This window comes from Coleofasciculus sp. F4-SAH-05 (assembly GCF_040222985.1).
GTDB classification, from domain to species: domain Bacteria; phylum Cyanobacteriota; class Cyanobacteriia; order Cyanobacteriales; family Coleofasciculaceae; genus Coleofasciculus; species Coleofasciculus chthonoplastes.
Window position 1 is genome coordinate 22,505 of sequence record NZ_JAVKBY010000055.1, and the last position, 18,647, is coordinate 41,151.

The following is an 18,647-nucleotide window of genomic DNA, read 5'->3' on the forward strand; positions in this document are numbered from 1 at the left end:
CCAATTTAAATGCATGACAGCTTAAGCTTGTCAATCAATTAAACCTATGAAGATCATCCGGGTTCAGCGGTAGCTTCTCTATGTTGCTCTAAAAACGCTTCTACCGTTCGGTTAAATTCTGCTGGCGCGACTAAAAAGGGCCAATGATTACCAGGAACCTGACAAACTTGTAAATTTTTCAAATAGGTTTTATAGGGTTTCAGTTGCCAGTCTTGGCGATTCACCCCTTTTTCCGGTTGCACAAACAGGGTGGGGATATGAATCGGAACCGTTAATCCGGCGACGAGCATCACATCTTCAAACGTACCATCACGGGCAGCAACGGTAAACTTACTCCCCCAAGAACCATCCGGTTTCTGTTCGATACTGGCTTGAAAAACTTGCTGCTGTAATGGCGTCCAATCTTGATATTGACTTAACTGACGCACTTTCTGTTCAGCGTCTTCATAACTCTCAAACGGACCCATTCCTTTAAGAAACGGTAAAACCCGGTATAACAAAGGGAATGTAACCTTGAGCAGACTAGGCATTTTCCAGATAAAAATCGGATCAACCAAAATCATGCTGCGGAACCGTTCTGGATGCTGTTTTGCCCAAATTGGGGCTAATTTTCCTGTCCAGGAATGCCCGATAATATGGGCTGATGACCATCCCAAGTGATCCATCAGGGCTTCCAAGTCCGCGATCGCACTGGCAAAGGTATAATCGTCTTCAGGCTTACTACTTTCCCCATGACCCCGCATATCGGGAGCGATGATATGATAGCTCTCAGTCAGATACTCGGCTAAACTCGACCACACTAAAGCCTGATCCGCTAAACCATGGAGCAGTAGCAAGGGTTCAGAACCTTGATTCCACTCTAGATAAGACAGTTGGATTTCAGGTAAGGATACAGTGTTCCGTGTCGGTGTCATTTTGCGTTCGGTGGTAGTAAACCCGAATGTAGAATAGCAAATATCAACAAAAGATGACGCATTCTACTGAACAGGAATTAGGTAGAATCAGAACGAATGAAGGAACAGACCGCGATGGGTAAGTCACATTGAATGGAGGGAGACAATCGGTATGGCATTTACGGCTAGTGTTATTTCTACCAAGGAATGGGACGCCAGACCCCCAAGACAGTGGGCAGGAGAAACGCGACCGCAATATATTATCATTCATCATACGGCAACTCCTAACCCCCCTAATGATGTATCGAGAGGCACATTGACAGGAGCCAAAACCTTCACCCGCAGCATTCAAACTGCCCATGTAGATGGCTTTGGCTGGATTGATTCGGGTCACAATTTTTTGAACACGACGGGCGGATATTTGCTAGAAGGCAGACATGGAAGTCTGAATGCAATTAAACGAGGGCGCAGTATCCGTTCATCCCATGCGGGTAGTAATAAAGGGAATGAATCACCCGGTATTGAAAATGAAGGGACGTTTACCACCTATCAAATGAATGCCAAACAGTGGGATAGTCTGGTTGAATTGTGCGCCTCGATTTGCTCAACCACTAAGATTAGTCCCGACAATATTCGCGGACATCGGGACTTTTCACCCACTCAATGTCCTGGGGATTGGCTATACAATCAATTACCTCGCTTGCGCCAAGACGTGCGTCAGCGACTCGGAACCTCTTTCATTGAAGTGTTGCGGGAAGGGGACACTGGACCAAGAGTGAAGGAACTCCAGCAAATTCTCAACGCCCAAGGCTTTAAGGCGGGTCCGATTGATGGTATTTTTGGTGAAGGGACTGAAGATGCAGTGATTTCCTTTCAAAAGTTTCACGGGTTAGATGCCGATGGCTTAGTTGGACCAGCAACGTGGAAGGTATTAGAACGAGTCTCTAAATCTCCAGAGCCACCGACTGATACTGATAGCGGTACTCCGACAGCACCGGATACAACACCGGGGGGAAGTACACCGTTGGGTTCACAAACCCCTTTCACCCAAGTTCAACTCCTCGATACCTATAAGTATTATCGGGAACTGCCTCACCAAACCCAAGCTATTCAGTGGTTACAAGCACAACTGCCTCAGGCGACATTGGTGGAGTTTTCCCAAAAATGGCGCAATCAACCGTCAGACCCTTTTTTACCCCTCCAGGAAGGTTCCGTGGGTCCAGAAGTGAAGCAAGCCCAAGAGCTTTTGCAGCAAAAAGGCTTTGATCCTGGTCCTGCTGATGGGATTTATGGTGCCAAGACTAAAGCTGCGGTTATTGCGTTTCAGCGCTCAAAGGGGATGACGGCGGATGGGATTGTGGGGGCGGTGACGTGGCCCGTTCTGAATTTAGCATAAGGTAATAGACAGATTAAATCGTGTAGAGACATATCATGGCACGTCTATCAATTGTAGGGGCGGGTTTAGGGACTAAAATGCGCTTACCCCGCCGATAACTGTTCAACAAAACCCGCCCTTAATCGTTATGGGCTTGATACTTAATGGTACAAACACCGACTAAAATCCTGACATTGGAGGAGTTTCTCGAACAGCCAGAAACAGAACCTGCGAGCGAGTATATTGACGGGAAAATTATCCAAAAGCCGATGCCTCAAGGAGAACATAGCGCCATTCAAACTGAGTTAGCCCCCGCCATTAACGCCGCCCTCAGATCAAAGCGGATTGCCCGGGCGTTTTCTGAACTTCGGTGTACATTTGGCGGACGTTCAATTGTGCCGGATATTGCTGTGTTTACTTGGGAGAGGATTCCCCGACAGGAGAATGGTAGGGTAGCGAATGTTTTTGCGATCGCGCCGGATTGGACGATTGAAATTCTCTCGCCTGACCAAAGCCAGACCAAAGTTACCAAGAATATTCTGCATTGTTTGAAGTACGATAGCAAGATGGGATGGCTCATTGATCCAGAGGAGCAGTCAGTCTTTGTTTATCGTTCAGATCGACCAACGGATGTTTTTGATCAACCAAAAGCACGTTTACCCGTTCCAGAATTTGCTAAAGACTTTAATCTGACTGTGGTAGAGTTGTTTAATTGGCTTCTAGAGTGATGTGAGCAATAAGAGAAACTATCGCTTACCAGTCTTAGAGAAATTCCGGAAACAGAAATGAATTAATTTGCTCGTACTCTTTCTCCAGCCGTGCTTTCGCCAGTTGATAGTAATCAGGATGAATTTCTGCACTGTAGCACCGCCGATCCTTTCGTAACGACACTACGGCAGCTGAACACATTCCGCCAAACGGTTCCCACACCACATCGCCAGAATCGCTAGTCGCCAGAATAATTAGTTCAATTAGACGTAAAGGTTTCTGGTTTCCATGAAGACATTTTGACTGCCGATTTTTCAGGCGTTCCTTACCTCGAACTGCAGGTTCTGACCAAACATTAGTAATCCCGTGAATATGATGCCATTTCGCTCGCATTTTTGACCATTTTTTCGCTGTCACTGGTGATTGACCCTCAATTGAAAAGTAAGGAATTTGGGTCGGTTTACCATAGCGATTAGCATAAGTGACAATCCGTTCCATCATATCAGGTGGAGGAAAATACCATAAATGATCTTTGGTAAAATATTTACGAGTCGCCGCGTTTTTGACTCCACACGCTTCGTTCGTTTTACTCAAAGGAAGCCCAGTCCGAAGCCACTCATGACGTAGCCATTGCTGCATCGGTAATTGATAACCATCACCCGTCTGAAGTTGCACCTCTCGCACATAATGGACGCACACTTCAGTCACAATCGGAAAACGCCGTATTGTTTTACTATTCACATTACCCGCAATATGGGCAACACCTTTATCCCAAACATTTACCGAACGGTATTGCCAACCTTCCTTGACCAAAATGGGATGAACAGTAGCCCAGCCAATTTCACTACACCAAAACCACAATGTTGTCTCTGGTAAAGAATAGCGCGACCAAGCTTTAATGTGAGGTGCATACCAATCGGCTAAATCCGTTGGTGTTGGTGGATCACCGGGGAAAAGTCCTAATCCATAAGCACCATCTGAGATGATAACTGTTGGCGCTTGCCAAGCCCAATAACGGGTTAACACATCAGCCTGTTCAAGTTGTACCGAATCGATAACGGTGGTAGAGGTTGGGGAAGTGAGTTCTGATGGCTTATTGCACCGATGATTAAGCTGTCCTGAGTTGTCTGTACCATACCCTATATCAGTCACAATTCGTTGTCCTTTGCTCAAGTTTCACCATAACACCCCTGTTAATAGTCGATTTTGGACTATTCTAAAATCGACTATATCATTAAGTGGGGAGGTCAACTTAGATGGAAAAGTCGATTTGTACAAAAGAATACGCCTTATTTCTGAGTCACCTCCGCTCAGCTAGGAAAGCCGCAGGATTGACACAAGTCGAAATTGCCCAATGCCTCCAGCAAACTCAGTCATTTGTAAGTAAATGTGAACGGGGTGAAAGACGTATAGATATTTTGGAACTCCGTGCATTTTGTCAAGCTATTGGAATTTCTTTGAGTGACTTTATTCAAAATCTTGAAATCAGGTTACAGGAAATAGAGCGGTAATGCGTTATCAGGAAGCTCTGGAAATTGCTACAGCTAATTTACTCAGCTTGAGAGGGCATACCATAGATGTTCTTACCGTCTCAAGACCTAGGGATATTCAGGGAGCTATAGAGCTATCCAAAATTGTTAGTAAACTATCACCGATCATTGGCAATCTCTTAGAATATGCTATCACCCGACACTTGAATGAGGCAGGAACCTGGGAAGAGAATTATCAGTGGATACGACAAGATCCTGGTTTTCCTGATCTAATTCTCAATGGTATACCCGATATACAACCTGGGATTGAGATTAAGACTTGGTTCCCATTATCCACTGAAATAACAGCTCGATTTCGGGATAGCCAAACTCACTTTTCAGCCAATCAAGTAAAAGTCGTGATAGTCTGCTGGATGCTGGAATATATTCTCGCTGGTCAACCCAAAATTGTTGACATTTGGGTAGGAGATGCTATTGAGATTGCTAAAACCCGTGACAATCATTATCATAATCCCCTCTCCTATGTAGTCATGGAACCAGAAGATACCCGTTTACGTACTCGCAATCTTCAACAAACAAACTGCCATGGCTATAAATTTCAAGGAACAGTGGAGCAATTCAACCAAGCGATGCTCTTAGTTCAAGACTGGGGACATCAGGCACAGCAATATCGTCCTGATCCAGATTATCAAAAACGTATCCGTCAACTGACTGGCAGTTTTCCCTACCGTCTTGATACCAATTTTGCTAAGGTTGATAGAATTAGTTTGCCGAGTTTGGAAACTTTTAAAACTAATATTTTAAACTCAATACATACTGGACGTTCAATCCAGTCATGGATCAATGCAATAAAGTCGCGCGATTCCAGCGTTTTGCAACAATTAATTTATCCATCAATCTAAATATCTATCGATTTAGTAACGTGGATTTTATTATCATGCCCACCATGGTACTGCGATCGCATTTTATAAAAATCAAGATGTTGAAACAAGTTCAGCAATCATCTCTTCAGACATAGATTGCTTGAAATCTAACCCTTACAAAGGACGAATATTTTAGTTCCGCTATGACTGATTCAAACGAAGGGAAATCTCAATTAAGACTATTCAGAGAAGCTGCGGGACTTACCCGAGCTGAACTTGGAAACCGTATGGGAGTTTCTGAGCGCCAGATTTACGACTGGGAAAATGGGGTCAAACTGCCACGAGTGGATCGGGCAGTTGCTTTGGCTCGTGAGCTAGGAGTTTCAATTCAGACTGTCTGTAGTGCTTTAGGTATAGATGTCACTGGTGTTCCTGACGGTTATGGTGATTAAAACATCTGATAGTTTGTGTGAACATGACAGAAGAACAACGGCAAGAGCAAGAGTCTCCCCTGAAGCAGCGTAGAGATGAGTTTGGTCTAACTCAAAGGGATGTTGCTATGGCTGTCGATGTGTCTGTGCAGACAGTTAGCAACTGGGAGACAGGACGGTACAAGGAAGCTACGTTAACTCTGCCGCAGGTAAAAGCACTCTGTCGAGTATTATGCTGGACTATCGAAGATTTACCTGATGATTTGGCACCGCCGAGAGAGTAATTAAATAGTGAATAGTTAGTGATTACATTCCAAAAAATCTTACTAGTTCTCCATTAAATTTTCTCCAAAGTAACGAATAAACTCTTCTAGAATTTCTCTAGAGGTAATACACACTTGTAAAGTGTCAGGAAAGAGTTGATCCTCGTTAATGACAAGATAGCAATTGTGGCTCCCTAAACTATTGACCTCAAATTCTTCAGGAGATTCAATAAAATCAATGCTGTTGTCGATATCAATATTATGATGAAAAAGAAAAGCTCCTTCATTTAGTGTAAACGAACCTGTAACTTCACCATCTAAAAGGGTGGGATAGTGTGTTTGCATTGATGCCAAGAATATATCTTCTTTACTAGGTATAATCCAAAATTTACCTAAGATAATATCAGGAGCTGCATCTTCATAATATTTTAGACACAATATATGTGGCTCTAAAACATCTTTGGATACAGAAATACATAGACCCTCTTTTCGTTGGGCTAAAACAAGTAGATATTTTTTAGCTCTTGCTCCAGGGTTCTTGAGTCGATACCCAGTATATGAAGAGGTTATATTTTTCTTAAACTTTTCGTCAAAACTAAGTTGCTCCAGCATACTGGTAGCTAATGACATTAAATTCTTCCCTGAACCCGCGTAGGTTTCTACTGATTCTTGGTTAGGTTTAGCGATCGCCTTCTCTGATAACCATTCAGGTTTGTACTTCTCGAAAAGAGTTTTTAACTCACGTCGCTGGAAGTTAGGATCATCGGTGAACTGTCTGGCAATACCAAATCTTTCATAAAGATTTGAGACTTGCTTACGGATAGTTCCTTCCGATTTACCTCTAGACTGAGCAATCTCAGCATTGGTATCACTAGCCAATACTAGACGCAACACCTTTTTTGTAACAGGTGCGCTGTCCAATTTTTTTAGAGCTTCGTCGAACTGATTACGATTCATAGTAGTAAAGATATAGCAGCTATTATAACGCCCGCTTCATCCGTGTGTAGATATTCGCTAATGGATACCCATTGCCGTGCGTATCTGCGTAATGAGCATAATCCAAATAGAAAATTTACACGGATGAATTCATGGAAATGCTTGATGAGCTAAAAATAATCCTGGAACTGATTGTGATTTTTACAACACTTTCACAGTCGCCATTACTCTTAGCAACGGCTATCGCAGCAGTGACTATGTACTTATTGATGAAAGGTCAAAATGATCAAGCTGACGATTAGTCTGCTCAAACTCCCACTGCAAGTAGCAAAAGTCCTCTTGCATAGAACTCGGTAAAATTTCCAGTCCACTTCAGTGGACTTAAGCTATTAGCCCGGAGTTTAAACTCCGGGCTAAATTTTATCAAGCCACTGGAGGATGCTCACCCTGCCTATCCAACCAACTCACCAACTCCTCCACTCCAGAAAAATCCAACAACGCCTCTGCCAATGCCTCCACTTGCTCCAGCGATAGCGCTTCAACTTTTGCTTGGAGTTCTGGACTCATTACCCCAACTCGACGATTGAGCTGACGGAGAACCAGCGCGACTCCCTCTCGCTGCCTTCCTTCCTCCAGCGCTTCCTGATAGACTCGTGTCTGCCTCAATTCACTCAATCCAAACATTGCTGCAATCTCCTGCCGACTCAATTGCGGAAATTTATAAACCACAATCGTTTCAATTAACTCTATTATCGCTTCTTGCGACAAGCTCACTGGCTCTGTTTGCTGTACCCGTGCGAGCAACTGCTTCGCTTGTGCTACTGCCTGTTCTTCAGGTTCAACAATGAGCCGCACCAATCCAACCTCTACCGATAACTCCTGTATGTCCCCCAATTCATCAAGATAAATGCGTTGTACCTGAGGGCTATTGAGTAGAACGCGATAAGGTTGAGTGTCAGTCGGCTCTTGACTTCGCGTTGGATAAAGGGCAACGGCTCGCCAATCGACAATCTGAGGATTTTGGTTCAAAAACAGAAATACTTCTGCAAATAAGCGTCGGTAGAGTTGCTCGTCTTTTTGAAATTGAACTTCGACAAAGTAAGTCGATTTTACATCAAGGCGATTGAAATCGCTGCTACACAAACAAAGTCCGCCTGCGCGGACTAGATTATAAAGGGGGTGGCTAACCCGGATTTGGTATCAGCCCCATCGGGTAGAGATACGATACCACAACCTCTACTGAGTCAATTACTGAGTCAAAGGGTGAGTCAAAGACTGAACACTTTCCCCTCAAAACCGCCCTTATGCTGAGGATATACAGACAAAACTGTTAAACCACTTTGAATTGAAACCCAACGCACCCAAGTTCAAGTCAGAATCGAGTTTACTAGATAAGAAGTGTAGTCCATTTTAATGGACTTAAGCTTTTAGCCAAGAACTTGAGTTCTTGGCGGGTGTCGGGGCTTACCGAAAAAAGGAGAACCATCATGCTAAATCCATCCGCCCATTTGTTGATTATTGAAGACGATAAGGGACGCAGACTCTATACCTTGGAGGAACCCGTTTATTCCATAGGCAGAAATCCGGATGTGGATATTCGTCTGTTCTCACAATTTGTGTCTCGCCAACACGCTACCTTAGTACGGCGAGAACGGGAGGACGGCAGTTTATACTACCGTATTGTCGATGGTAATCTCAAAGGTAAACTCAGCGCCAAAGGACTTGTAATTAACGGTCATAAAGTTCAATCTCACGACCTTGACGATGAGGACGAAATCCTCTTCGGTTCTCAAGTTAGTGCGAAATACTACATAGTTAAGAAAGAAGAACGAGGTGGAGTGAAATATAAGACCAAAAAGGCTAAATCGACCGTTCCATCCCCATCACCAAAATTAGGTGGTTTATACGTTCAATCTGAAAAAGGAAACCCGTTAGTCTTTCCCCTGAAGCATACCGACGTACAAGCTAAGGTGACGGGAAATATCTCGCGGGTGGAGGTAACACAAACCTTTGAGAATCCTTTTTCCACTCCCCTAGAAGCCACCTATATCTTCCCATTACCGGATGAAGCCGCTGTTGATAATATGGAGATTCGCATCGGCGATCGCACAATTAAAGGTAACATTAAAAAACGCCAAGAAGCGGTAGCCATTTACGAACAAGCCAAAAAGCAAGGACGCACCGCCGGATTGCTAGAACAGGAACGGGCTAACATTTTTACTCAATCCCTGGCTAACATCCAACCCGGTGAGCAAATTGATGTGACGATTCGCTACACCGATAGCCTAAAATTTGTTGGGGGAAATTACGAGTTTGTTTTCCCCATGGTGGTAGGACCTCGTTATATTCCCGGAACCACGATTGATGAGAATACCACAGGTGGGGGTTCAGCACCTGCACCGATGACACTGAATAAAGACACCGATTTAGTGCCAGATGCGTCTCGCTTAAATGCGCCAATTATACCCCCTGGAACTCGTTCTGGACATGATATTAATGTGACTGTAGATATTGAGGCGGGGGTTGAGATTAAAGAGGTGCATTCTCCCTCACACCAGATTCAAATTGAACGCCAAGACCAGCGGATGCGAGTCACGCTATCTCAACGAGACACAATTCCCAATAAAGACCTAATTTTACGCTATCAAGTCGCAGGCGATCGCACGCAAACTACAGTCCTCTCTCAAACCGACGATCACGGCGGACATTTTGCGGTTTATTTGATTCCAGCGATTGAATATAACCCCAATCAATTCGTCCCCAAAGATGTAGTATTTCTGATTGACACATCGGGTTCCCAAAGCGGTGAACCTTTAAACAAATGTCAGGAATTAATGCGCCGCTTTATCCAGGAGCTCAATCCCCACGATACCTTCACAATTATCGATTTCTCAGATACTACTCGCCAACTTTCACCCGTTCCCTTGGCAAATACGGTGCCAAATCGCAACAGCGCCATGAATTATATTAATCAGTTAAACGCCAGTGGCGGAACTCAACTGATGCGGGGAATTCAGGCGGTGCTAAACTTCCCAGAGGTTGATCCGGGACGATTGCGGAGTATTGTACTGTTAACTGACGGTTATATTGGCAACGAAAACAAAATTCTGGCAGAAGTCCAACGCCATTTAAAATTAGGGAATCGCCTACACAGTTTTGGTGCAGGAAGTTCGGTTAATCGTTTTCTGTTGAATCGAATTGCTGAAATTGGACGGGGAATTTCCCGGATTGTCCGCTACGATGAGCCGACTGAAGAACTCGCTGAACAGTTCTTTGGGCAAATTAATAATCCAGTGCTGACGAATATTCACCTGTACTGGCAAGGCGAGGGTGAACCTCCTATCATTTATCCGGCGACTCCACCTGATTTATTTGCTGAACAGCCGTTAGTCCTATTTGGACGCCAAAAAGATGCTCTACCTGGACGGCTAGAAATAACAGGAACGATTGCCGGGGGACAGCAGTACCAGCAGAGTTTTGAGCTTAACTTTGAAGATACGGGAAATCCTGCGATTGCCCAACTGTGGGGTCGTAACCGGATTAAAGACTTGATGAATCAAATGGTGAAAGGAGAGACAAAAGTTGGCGTAGAGACTGTCACTGATACGGCTTTAACTTATCAACTTTTGTGCCAATATACCGCCTTTATTGCCGTCAGCGATGAGGTGCGCGTTAATCCCAATGATCGTTCTGTCTCCGTACAAGTCCCTGTGGAAATGCCGGAAGGGATTAGCTATCAGGGAATTTTTGGAGATTTAGAAGTAGAAGCGACCTATGAGTTTGAGGTGATTCCTTCAGAACCACCTGACGAGTTTGATATCACCCTGATCAGTCCCAATATGATGGGGGAAGATGATGCTGAGTACACTCTTATTCCTGAGTCAGCACCAGCGCCATCGAAAACTCCAGACATTGAAGCTGATGTCACCAAAGCTGAGTCAAAAGATAATCGCCTACAAATTATCAGCGCAAAAGGATTGAATAAAAAAGCGATCGCTGATTTGACTCAACATCTACAATCGATCCCGTTATCCCCAAGTGTCAAGGGAAATCTCGTCTTCGAGTTCTACATTAGCCAAGGTCGTGTGCGACAGCTAATTCTTGACCAGGAAGCCTCATCTGTAAACGATCAAGACGTAACAGAGGCGATTCGGCGATCGCTTCTAACTTGCTACCTCCCTCAAGCGGTTGTTAATCAAGTTCGCCTAGTGATAAGGATTAAACCGTGAATCGCTCTTATTCATAGCTAAGTGAACTGTTGAGCATAGAATCGCGCATAACGTCCCTCTCGTTCTAACAATTCTGCATGGGTTCCTGATTCGATAATCTGTCCCTGTTCCATCACCAAAATTCGGTCAGCGCGGCGCACGGTGGTGAGGCGATGCGCGATGATAAAGACGGTACGCTCTTTCATAATCCGTTCTAATGCTTCTTGGACTAAGGCTTCTGATTCTGAATCTAAGGCAGAGGTGGCTTCATCTAAGATAAGAATACTGGGATTCAGGAGAACCGCCCGCGCGATCGCTCATCTCCCCACAAAAAACCGATCGCACTTAGCATAATAAGTTCGGAAGAACCATTTTATTCAGTATGAATCCTCCAAATTACCCATTTTCCTTCATTATCCACTACCTCACCGGGCAAATCAGAATGCCAATCTTTTCGACTGAGAATGTATCTGGCATTATAGCGTTGAGCAACATCTACTAAAGCTGAAGAGTCTTGAGAACTATAGAGCTGATCTAACGGCGAAGACCAACCGTGGAGTTGCTGAATCGGTACACCGAGAACAGCTTCCATGCGGGTTTTCCACTCTAGAATTCCGCTATCAGTGAAAGGGAAGTTCCTGAAGTTAACAACTATAGATCGCTGCGATAACCAATGAAACTTGTGAACGGATGGAGGAACAAGAACTAGTGCATCCTTTGGACTGAGTTCGCGAAAGCGCAGTGCGAGTTGACTGACTTCATCATTTCCTACCCTGTTGATAGCTACTCTTCCTTGAACATATCTATTTAGGCGATTGGGAAGAAGGTCACTGATACCAAGTAATAGCGTACCTGTCATAACTAATGCTAAAGTAAAGGCAACAGTAATTTTAGTGCGTTCTTTATGAATCCACTGGGTTAGCAGATGGGGGATGAGTAAGATACCAAAAAGCACAGGACCTTGAATTAGTGTCGAAACCCAAGCCTCAAAATCATAGTATAGTGGCAATGGATACAGTCCTACCACTAGTATAGCTGCAAGCCATAGATCTGATTTTGACCGAAGGTGTGGCGAAAGTTTTTCAAAAGCCCCTAATCCCATAGCAAATAAAAGTAACAACAAACCTGGGTGATGAGATACAGGAATCACAGCTAGGGAAAGACAAATAGCCCAGTTGCGTTGCTTGAAATGTTCGTCAAATAAGATAGTTAGACCAATGAGGATAGCCAGTTGGGCAAAAGGCGTCATCCGAGTAAACTGTAACTTTGCGACTGTAGCGATAGGAAAAATTTCAACAAAAATAAAATTGACCAATAAACTTAAAAACATTATCCCAACGACTACTGTCAAACCAAACCTGTGAATGGGACGTAGAGAGCGCGTTTTGTGCAAACAGATGATTCCAGCCCCATAGAAGAGAATCAATTGAATCCACTCGCTTTTAGACCAAGCTGAAGGAATAATATGATGGGGAATACGGATAAAACCGTAGAGTTCGACAAATTCTCGGTTAGTTAGCAGATCTGTACTCGTTGTACCCTGTATGAGCATCGGGATATAGACTAAACCAGCTCCAACAGCAAAAAAGGAAAACGCTAAGATGGTGCGAAGCCACTGACGAGTCCGCCAAGTATCTATTATTAGAAGTGGACTGACTAGAAGCGCTGGCAGTAATCCAACCAAAAACTGAAGGAGACAAGCGATGCCAAAAAAGCTATAGGCAATTGTCCAAGTACGGCGGAGACTAAAATAAATTCCCCAAATGGCTATTCCCACTGCATAAATTGAGGGAATAGGATAATTTCTAAACAATGCATTGCCACCAATATCACCAGCAATAACGGTAAACCCCCAGAAGGACAGAAGCACTACTGATATTCTAGATTTGCAGAAATTCCTGGCAATGGCTTGCAGCCCAAAAATAAATGAAGCTAGGGCAACTACATAGATCATAAAATATGAAAGTGGAACTCCGATTCCTATACTGGCAAGTAAATATATCAGGTAATTATAGTAGGTTCTCGGCGTAAATTTGACCATTTCCTGGACAAAGTAGTCCTTTGGATACAAGCTGGAATCCAGCAGGGACAGGATCGGAGGAGTCTCCACAGTGTGATTACCATGTGGAAAGTGGTAGCCGTAGGCAAGTATTACTGCACTGATAACAAAAACAGCCAGTAAAAAACCCTGAAGTAGAGGCATCAAAGATGAATCTATATTTGGGGGAAATTTAAGCTTCATAACTGCACCTCTCTTTATTACATTGGTGTTTTTTTATTTTGAGTTTCAAGCTATTTGTTGCTGTAGCACGGAGATCTGTGAACAAGTCACCTTTGGATTAATTTTAGAACTTATCGGTAGATTATTTAACTTTCTGAGCTAAGAGCAGAAGTGACACGCCAAACGGCAGCGGGACACGACCAATAAGATTACGCTCACTAGCAAATAAAAATGTCAGCACTTGGTTAACCTGTTTCGACGGCATGGTTAAGTTGTCTTTTTGTCCACTACCCAACCCGTTTTGAAGGATGCGTACTCCAGCAATCAAAGGGAACAACAGAGTATTGAAGTAACTAACATAACGCACAGTGTAACCTGCACTCCTAACAACATGGCGTAAACCCCGTAGTACATATCTGCGTTTATGGTGGTGACTCTCGTCATGCTGACTCCACATCCAAGGATTTGCGGGTACTGTAACGAACAACCAACCACCTGGCTTGAGTCGCGAGTACAGTGCTTGTAAAGAAGCTTTATCTTTATCCAAATGCTCTAAAACATCTAACAATACAATCAGGTCGAAGCTTTGATCCCCAAAGGGAATGTCATCTGGCAAGCGTCCGGGTAGGATCTTACCCACTCCGCGATCGCAGGCAAAATGACGTGCTGCTTCATCTAACTCCATAGCGTACACTTGACCGTGACCAGCTAGCATCGCTAAATTACCACCAGTACCACAGCCAGCTTCAAAAATCGCTGCATTGTCTGGTAAAACAAGGTTTGTAATTAACGTGTCAATAATTCTCCGCCTTGCCACAAACCACCAGTGCGAATCTTCGAGATCTGCCATTTTTTTGTATATTTTAGGCTCCATCGTAGGTTACTCTAGGATTGAGTGTAAGCTATAGAATTAACTGAATAATGAGATATCGTTACTACGTTATTCTATTTGTGATCAAGATATTTTTGGGCAATAAACCTTGAGTTTTATTGCTCAATTTAAAAATCAAGCTTCAGCTATGTAATACTGAGTCCATAACAACCAATCAAGAGGGCTATTAGTCAATTTAATCTCTAACCACCGCTCTAGGCGTAACCCAAAAGCTCCTGTAAATTCGGCAATCAACGGCAGGTACATTCCAGATTTGAAGGATTCATGAATGTGAAAACCAGCACCCTCTAACTGGTGCGTTACCTGCTTAGCTGTCATTAAGTTAATGTGACCTGTTTCGAGAATCGGTTCCCTGTAGATTAGCTTAACTAGGTTAATAATGCCAGGGAGAAAGGCAATCTTTGCCGTTAATTCAAGAGGGCTCCAACGCTGCGGTGTAGACAGTACCAGTATGCCACCTGGTTTAAGTAGACGGTGCATTCCTGCTATGGCAGAGACTGAATCAGCAATGTGTTCAATTACTTCAGTACATAAGATCAAATCGAAACTGGCTTCTGGCAGCTTGCTATTAGTGATATCGTCAGTAACAAGGTTTAAATTAGGGTGGATATTTTGGAGTAAACTTGCATGTTTTAAATAAACCTCTTCCACATCACTGGCTATTACTTCCTCAAACCGTTCCGCTAAGATCGGTAAATAGATACCTGATCCTGGACCGACTTCGAGTGCCCGCTTTTGTTTCACTTTTAAGGAAAATCTTTGTATTGCATCAATGATCTGATCGCGACGTCTGCGGTGCAACCATCGCCGCGTGGGGTTTTTGGAGTTATAAAGCGTCTGCTGAAGTTGGACTAATTCAGTGTTCGTAGCCATAACAAAAAAACAATTAATTTACTTTAATTCGTGATTTTTTTTTACTCTATACTTCTTGACTAATAAATTCACTTTTTTCACAAACTTGATGATTTAGGTTGAAACCATAACGGTTACGTACTAAGTAAAGTGGGCGTTGTTTGACTTCCTCATAGACACGACCGAGATACTCACCAATTATACCTAGCGTAATGAGTTGTATACCTCCGAGAAAAAGATTAACTACCATGAGTGAAGCATAACCGGGAACGACGATTCCCAAGATTAATGTACGAATAATGAGAAAAGCAGCATAGAAAAATGCAAACAAGGATAAAATGACTCCCATATAGCTCCAAATTTTTAAGGGAACTAAGCTAAAAGATGTAATCCCATCGACGGCAAAATTCCAAAGTCGCCAATAATTCCATTTCGTCTTTCCCTTGTAACGTGGCGCTCGATCATAGAAGATGGATATTTGTTTAAAACCAACCCAGGCAAACAGCCCTTTCATGAAACGAGTGCGTTCTGGCATTTGCTTGAGTACCTCAACAACCCGTCGATCCAGTAATCGAAAGTCTCCAGTATTACGAGGGATCGGTACACGACTCATGCGACAAATGACTCGGTAAAAAGAATTAGCAGTAAAGCGCTTTAACCAGCTTTCCCCTTGGCGCGATCGCCGCGTTGCATAAACCACATCATAACCTTCACGCCACTTGGCAACAAGTTCTCGGATTAACTCCGGTGGATCTTGTAGATCAGCGTCAATGGGAACCACAGCAGCACCATTCGCGTAATCAATTCCTGCGGTTAAAGCTATCTCTTTACCAAAGTTGCGCGATAGACTAACAACCTTAATGGCAGAATTTTGATAATGATGTTTGATCAAACACGCCAGTGTATTATCTTTACTGCCGTCATCAACACAAATAATCTCATACTTTAATTTCAGGCTGTGTAGTACAGACTCTAAACGCTCAAACAAATAGTCAATGTTGACTTCCTCATTATGAACAGGAACAACTATAGAGACTTCTATATTCTTTAAGTTTTGCGAATTAAGTATAGGCATTTTATTCCCCTCCTTGATTCAAATAAGTTATCCTAATGATTAGGATGCTAGCTGTTTTCTTTTCATTTTTATTGCTTCGATTGGTTGAGCTTGTCAGATTTAGGTATAGTCTTACCCAAGAATATAAATATTGCAAGTGAAATTATATTAAGTTTTTTGTCAAAATAAAAAATGTTTTCTACAATACAGAAATTTGAAGCGATAACATGATGTAATGATGTAAATTATGAAAAATAGAGCTGTCTCTATATTAGATGTGGAGATCGTCATTAGTCATTCATTGGATTTGTAAGGATTTGAGGCTTTTTAACATTTATTAGTGCAGCTTGCCAGCATTTATGTCCAGGTACTTATGTAGCATGTTGGACTATCTATACTAAGTAAATTGTTGTGCATAGAATCGCGCATAACGTCCCTCTCGCTCTAATAATTCTGCATGGGTTCCCGATTCAATAATCTGTCCCTGTTCCATCACTAAAATACGGTCAGCACGGCGCACAGTAGTTAAGCGATGCGCGATAATAAATACGGTGCGCTCTTTCATAATCCGTTCTAATGCTTCTTGGACTAAGGCTTCCGATTCTGAATCCAAGGCAGAGGTGGCTTCATCTAAGATAAGAATACTCGGATTTAGAAGAACCGCCCGCGCGATCGCAAGGCGTTGTCGTTGTCCTCCAGATAGGTTGATTCCCCGTTCTCCCACCCAGGTGTGATACCCTTGGGAGAATTGGATAATAAATTGGTGAGCATTGGCGATTTTGGCGGCGTCTTGAACAGCGTCTAAGTCAAAGTCTTTTTGACCAAAGGCAATATTCTGGGCAATTGTACCAGAAAATAGAGTCGTTTCCTGGGGAACAATGCCTATCTGTCGCCGCAGGCTTTTTAGGGTAACGTCTCGGATATTGATCCCATCAATCAGGATTTCTCCGGCTTGCGGATCGTAGAAACGGGGGAGTAAATTAACTAACGTGGTTTTACCCGCACCCGATGCGCCAACGAGTGCGATCGCGTCTCCTGGCTGGGCAAGAAAACTTAAGTCTTTCAGCACCCAAGGCGTTTTAATTGTAGAGACGTGCCATGGCGCGTCTTTGCCTGCTACGTCTCCGTTTGGGTTCTCTGGGGATTGAGTGTAGGCAAAGCTAATTTGGCGATATTCCACTTTACCTGTAACCGGGGGTAGAGTCATCGCACCCTCTTTTTCAATCACCGTTGGCACAATGGCAAACAGTTCAAAGATGCGATCAACCGATGCCTCCCCCTGTTTAAACTCGTTATAGTTGCTAGTAACGATCGCGATCGGATCAATAAGCATGGCAACCGCCGCACCATAGCTAACAAATTCACTCCCCGTTAAGTTACCTTGGGCAATTTGCCATCCCCCGAGTAAAAATACCAATAACAGGCACATCGCCTCCAGAAACCCCACCACCGGAAACTGAATCGCCTTTAACCGTTCCGCCGCATACTTGGCTTGACGATTGTTTTCTGCCTCTTGACTAAATCGCTCTAATGTGTACTCTTCAGCCGCAAAAGCTTGGACTAAACGAATCCCACTCAAGACTTCAATCAGCAACGCCGATAAATCTGACACCCGATTTTGACTACGCCGAGAAAACTGGCGCATCCGTTCGCCAAACCAGCCAATTAATAGACCCATTAACGGGGCAATGAGTACAATACCCAGGGTAAGTTGCCAGTTCAAGTAAACCACATAAGCGAAGACAGCAATCAACTGTAAGACGCTGGGGACAAACTGGTGAAAGAACTTGTTCACCACCTCGCCAATGCGGTCAATATCCTCAGTGAGTCGATAGGATAAGTCCCCGGTTTTAGCCGTTTCAAAGTAATCAAGACTCAGGCTTTGCAGGTGGGCGTAGACATTTTTCCGCAAATCCAGAGTAATAGCTAGGGCAGCCTTTGCCATTAGGGTGTCTTGCCCATACTGTGCCAGCTTCTGACCCAAGAAAATTAAAGCAGCAATTCCGGCAACTTGTGCGATCGCGCCCACATTTCCTTGTCCCACATAAGCCGCAATCCGCCCCGCTAGCCAAGCCAGGAGGGGCCACACGGCGACAAATCCCACAGTACAAGCTAAGGCTTGCCCAATGGTGACTCCTTGAGGGCGAAGATAAGGCAACAGTTGCCAGTAATGAGAACGGGTTTTCAATGTATAATCACCCAAATGCAATTTTCCTCTGTCTCAAGCTATCAGCTTTCATCGTTTCTACAAAGACTTTCCTGGAACCAGGGAAGTTTCTACTCCTTAAGTGTTTAAGGTATATCAATCAAAATGTAGGGGCACCATCCTTGCGCCCACACATAAGTACCTGTTATGAGAAACGCTATACAATAATAGGACAGACTATTACAGATTGAGGAGTTGGATTATGTCAACAGAAATGACTCAGACTCAGAGTTCCCCAACACCTCCTGTGGTGGA

At 43.7% G+C, this 18,647-nt stretch carries 17 protein-coding genes and 1 pseudogene; 8 read left to right on the plus strand and 10 right to left on the minus strand.

Annotated features, from left to right (window positions below):
* Positions 1-53: 53 nt before the first annotated feature.
* Positions 54-914 (minus strand): alpha/beta fold hydrolase, encoded by an 861-nt coding sequence (locus RIG27_RS06135; RefSeq protein ID WP_446343386.1) that lies wholly within the window; start codon positions 912-914, stop codon positions 54-56.
* Positions 915-1,065: 151 nt separating this feature from the next.
* Here RIG27_RS06135 and RIG27_RS06140 point away from each other — a divergent pair, with 151 nt between their 5' ends.
* Both RIG27_RS06140 and RIG27_RS06145 read left to right on the plus strand, forming a co-directional pair.
* Positions 1,066-2,289, plus strand: a complete 1,224-nt coding sequence (locus RIG27_RS06140) for a peptidoglycan recognition protein family protein (RefSeq protein ID WP_446343388.1) — start codon at positions 1,066-1,068, stop codon at positions 2,287-2,289.
* Positions 2,290-2,432: 143 nt separating this feature from the next.
* A complete protein-coding gene (locus RIG27_RS06145; protein WP_446343390.1) occupies positions 2,433-2,996 on the plus strand; it encodes a Uma2 family endonuclease in 564 nt (187 codons plus the stop codon).
* 34 nt (positions 2,997-3,030) lie between these two features.
* On the opposite strand, the gene RIG27_RS06150 is transcribed toward RIG27_RS06145, so the two are convergent.
* A complete protein-coding gene (locus RIG27_RS06150; protein ID WP_446343392.1) occupies positions 3,031-4,128 on the minus strand; it encodes a DNA methyltransferase in 1,098 nt (365 codons plus the stop codon).
* Between the two features lie 104 nt (positions 4,129-4,232).
* Here RIG27_RS06150 and RIG27_RS06155 point away from each other — a divergent pair, with 104 nt between their 5' ends.
* From RIG27_RS06155 to RIG27_RS06170, 4 genes are all read left to right on the plus strand, one after another.
* A complete protein-coding gene (locus RIG27_RS06155; RefSeq protein ID WP_446343394.1) occupies positions 4,233-4,487 on the plus strand; it encodes a helix-turn-helix domain-containing protein in 255 nt (84 codons plus the stop codon).
* Complete coding sequence (locus tag RIG27_RS06160; protein WP_446343396.1) at positions 4,487-5,368, plus strand: hypothetical protein; 882 nt, start codon at positions 4,487-4,489, stop codon at positions 5,366-5,368. Before RIG27_RS06155 ends, RIG27_RS06160 begins: the two co-directional genes overlap by 1 nt.
* 164 nt (positions 5,369-5,532) lie before the next feature.
* Positions 5,533-5,781, plus strand: coding sequence for a helix-turn-helix transcriptional regulator (locus tag RIG27_RS06165; protein ID WP_446343398.1), 249 nt, complete (start codon positions 5,533-5,535; stop codon positions 5,779-5,781).
* A gap of 23 nt (positions 5,782-5,804) precedes the next feature.
* Positions 5,805-6,044: a helix-turn-helix transcriptional regulator gene (locus tag RIG27_RS06170; protein WP_446343400.1), complete on the plus strand. Its 240-nt coding sequence runs from the start codon at positions 5,805-5,807 to the stop codon at positions 6,042-6,044.
* 42 nt (positions 6,045-6,086) lie between these two features.
* Here the strand turns inward: RIG27_RS06170 and RIG27_RS06175 are convergent, their stop codons facing one another.
* Positions 6,087-6,980, minus strand: a complete 894-nt coding sequence (locus RIG27_RS06175; protein ID WP_446343402.1) for a helix-turn-helix transcriptional regulator — start codon at positions 6,978-6,980, stop codon at positions 6,087-6,089.
* A 131-nt stretch (positions 6,981-7,111) separates the two neighbouring features.
* On the opposite strand from RIG27_RS06175, the gene RIG27_RS06180 reads away from it, so the two are divergent.
* Entirely contained in the window at positions 7,112-7,261 is a 150-nt protein-coding gene (locus RIG27_RS06180) for a hypothetical protein (protein WP_446343404.1), read from the plus strand.
* Between the two features lie 121 nt (positions 7,262-7,382).
* Here the strand turns inward: RIG27_RS06180 and RIG27_RS06185 are convergent, their stop codons facing one another.
* Positions 7,383-8,102 (minus strand): Rpn family recombination-promoting nuclease/putative transposase, encoded by a 720-nt coding sequence (locus RIG27_RS06185; RefSeq protein ID WP_446343406.1) that lies wholly within the window; start codon positions 8,100-8,102, stop codon positions 7,383-7,385.
* A 344-nt stretch (positions 8,103-8,446) separates the two neighbouring features.
* On the opposite strand from RIG27_RS06185, the gene RIG27_RS06190 reads away from it, so the two are divergent.
* Positions 8,447-11,188 (plus strand): VIT domain-containing protein, encoded by a 2,742-nt coding sequence (locus RIG27_RS06190; protein WP_446343408.1) that lies wholly within the window; start codon positions 8,447-8,449, stop codon positions 11,186-11,188.
* Positions 11,189-11,205: 17 nt separating this feature from the next.
* On the opposite strand, the pseudogene RIG27_RS06195 reads toward RIG27_RS06190, so the two are convergent.
* The 6 genes and pseudogenes from RIG27_RS06195 to RIG27_RS06220 form a co-directional block, all read right to left on the minus strand.
* Positions 11,206-11,484 (minus strand): annotated as a pseudogene (locus RIG27_RS06195) (ABC transporter ATP-binding protein); the annotation flags it as partial.
* A gap of 56 nt (positions 11,485-11,540) precedes the next feature.
* Positions 11,541-13,409, minus strand: a complete 1,869-nt coding sequence (locus RIG27_RS06200; protein WP_446343410.1) for a DUF6798 domain-containing protein — start codon at positions 13,407-13,409, stop codon at positions 11,541-11,543.
* Positions 13,410-13,530: 121 nt separating this feature from the next.
* Entirely contained in the window at positions 13,531-14,238 is a 708-nt protein-coding gene (locus tag RIG27_RS06205) for a class I SAM-dependent methyltransferase (protein ID WP_446343412.1), read from the minus strand.
* A gap of 156 nt (positions 14,239-14,394) precedes the next feature.
* Positions 14,395-15,153: a class I SAM-dependent methyltransferase gene (locus tag RIG27_RS06210; RefSeq protein WP_446343414.1), complete on the minus strand. Its 759-nt coding sequence runs from the start codon at positions 15,151-15,153 to the stop codon at positions 14,395-14,397.
* 46 nt (positions 15,154-15,199) lie between these two features.
* Entirely contained in the window at positions 15,200-16,207 is a 1,008-nt protein-coding gene (locus tag RIG27_RS06215; RefSeq protein ID WP_446343416.1) for a glycosyltransferase family 2 protein, read from the minus strand.
* 376 nt (positions 16,208-16,583) lie between these two features.
* Positions 16,584-18,374: an ABC transporter ATP-binding protein gene (locus tag RIG27_RS06220; protein WP_446343418.1), complete on the minus strand. Its 1,791-nt coding sequence runs from the start codon at positions 18,372-18,374 to the stop codon at positions 16,584-16,586.
* Between the last annotated feature and the right edge of the window lie 273 nt (positions 18,375-18,647).

What these genes read in the sequence shown, in the direction of transcription:
- RIG27_RS06135 (WP_446343386.1), bottom strand. Translation starts at nt 914, where the DNA reads ATGACACCGACACGGAACACTGTATCCTTACCTGAAATCCAACTGTCT.
- RIG27_RS06140 (WP_446343388.1), top strand. Translation starts at nt 1,066, where the DNA reads ATGGCATTTACGGCTAGTGTTATTTCTACCAAGGAATGGGACGCCAGA.
- RIG27_RS06145 (WP_446343390.1), top strand. Translation starts at nt 2,433, where the DNA reads ATGGTACAAACACCGACTAAAATCCTGACATTGGAGGAGTTTCTCGAA.
- RIG27_RS06155 (WP_446343394.1), top strand. Translation starts at nt 4,233, where the DNA reads ATGGAAAAGTCGATTTGTACAAAAGAATACGCCTTATTTCTGAGTCAC.
- RIG27_RS06160 (WP_446343396.1), top strand. Translation starts at nt 4,487, where the DNA reads ATGCGTTATCAGGAAGCTCTGGAAATTGCTACAGCTAATTTACTCAGC.
- RIG27_RS06165 (WP_446343398.1), top strand. Translation starts at nt 5,533, where the DNA reads ATGACTGATTCAAACGAAGGGAAATCTCAATTAAGACTATTCAGAGAA.
- RIG27_RS06170 (WP_446343400.1), top strand. Translation starts at nt 5,805, where the DNA reads ATGACAGAAGAACAACGGCAAGAGCAAGAGTCTCCCCTGAAGCAGCGT.
- RIG27_RS06175 (WP_446343402.1), bottom strand. Translation starts at nt 6,980, where the DNA reads ATGAATCGTAATCAGTTCGACGAAGCTCTAAAAAAATTGGACAGCGCA.
- RIG27_RS06180 (WP_446343404.1), top strand. Translation starts at nt 7,112, where the DNA reads ATGGAAATGCTTGATGAGCTAAAAATAATCCTGGAACTGATTGTGATT.
- RIG27_RS06190 (WP_446343408.1), top strand. Translation starts at nt 8,447, where the DNA reads ATGCTAAATCCATCCGCCCATTTGTTGATTATTGAAGACGATAAGGGA.
- RIG27_RS06200 (WP_446343410.1), bottom strand. Translation starts at nt 13,409, where the DNA reads ATGAAGCTTAAATTTCCCCCAAATATAGATTCATCTTTGATGCCTCTA.
- RIG27_RS06205 (WP_446343412.1), bottom strand. Translation starts at nt 14,238, where the DNA reads ATGGCAGATCTCGAAGATTCGCACTGGTGGTTTGTGGCAAGGCGGAGA.
- RIG27_RS06210 (WP_446343414.1), bottom strand. Translation starts at nt 15,153, where the DNA reads ATGGCTACGAACACTGAATTAGTCCAACTTCAGCAGACGCTTTATAAC.
- RIG27_RS06215 (WP_446343416.1), bottom strand. Translation starts at nt 16,207, where the DNA reads ATGCCTATACTTAATTCGCAAAACTTAAAGAATATAGAAGTCTCTATA.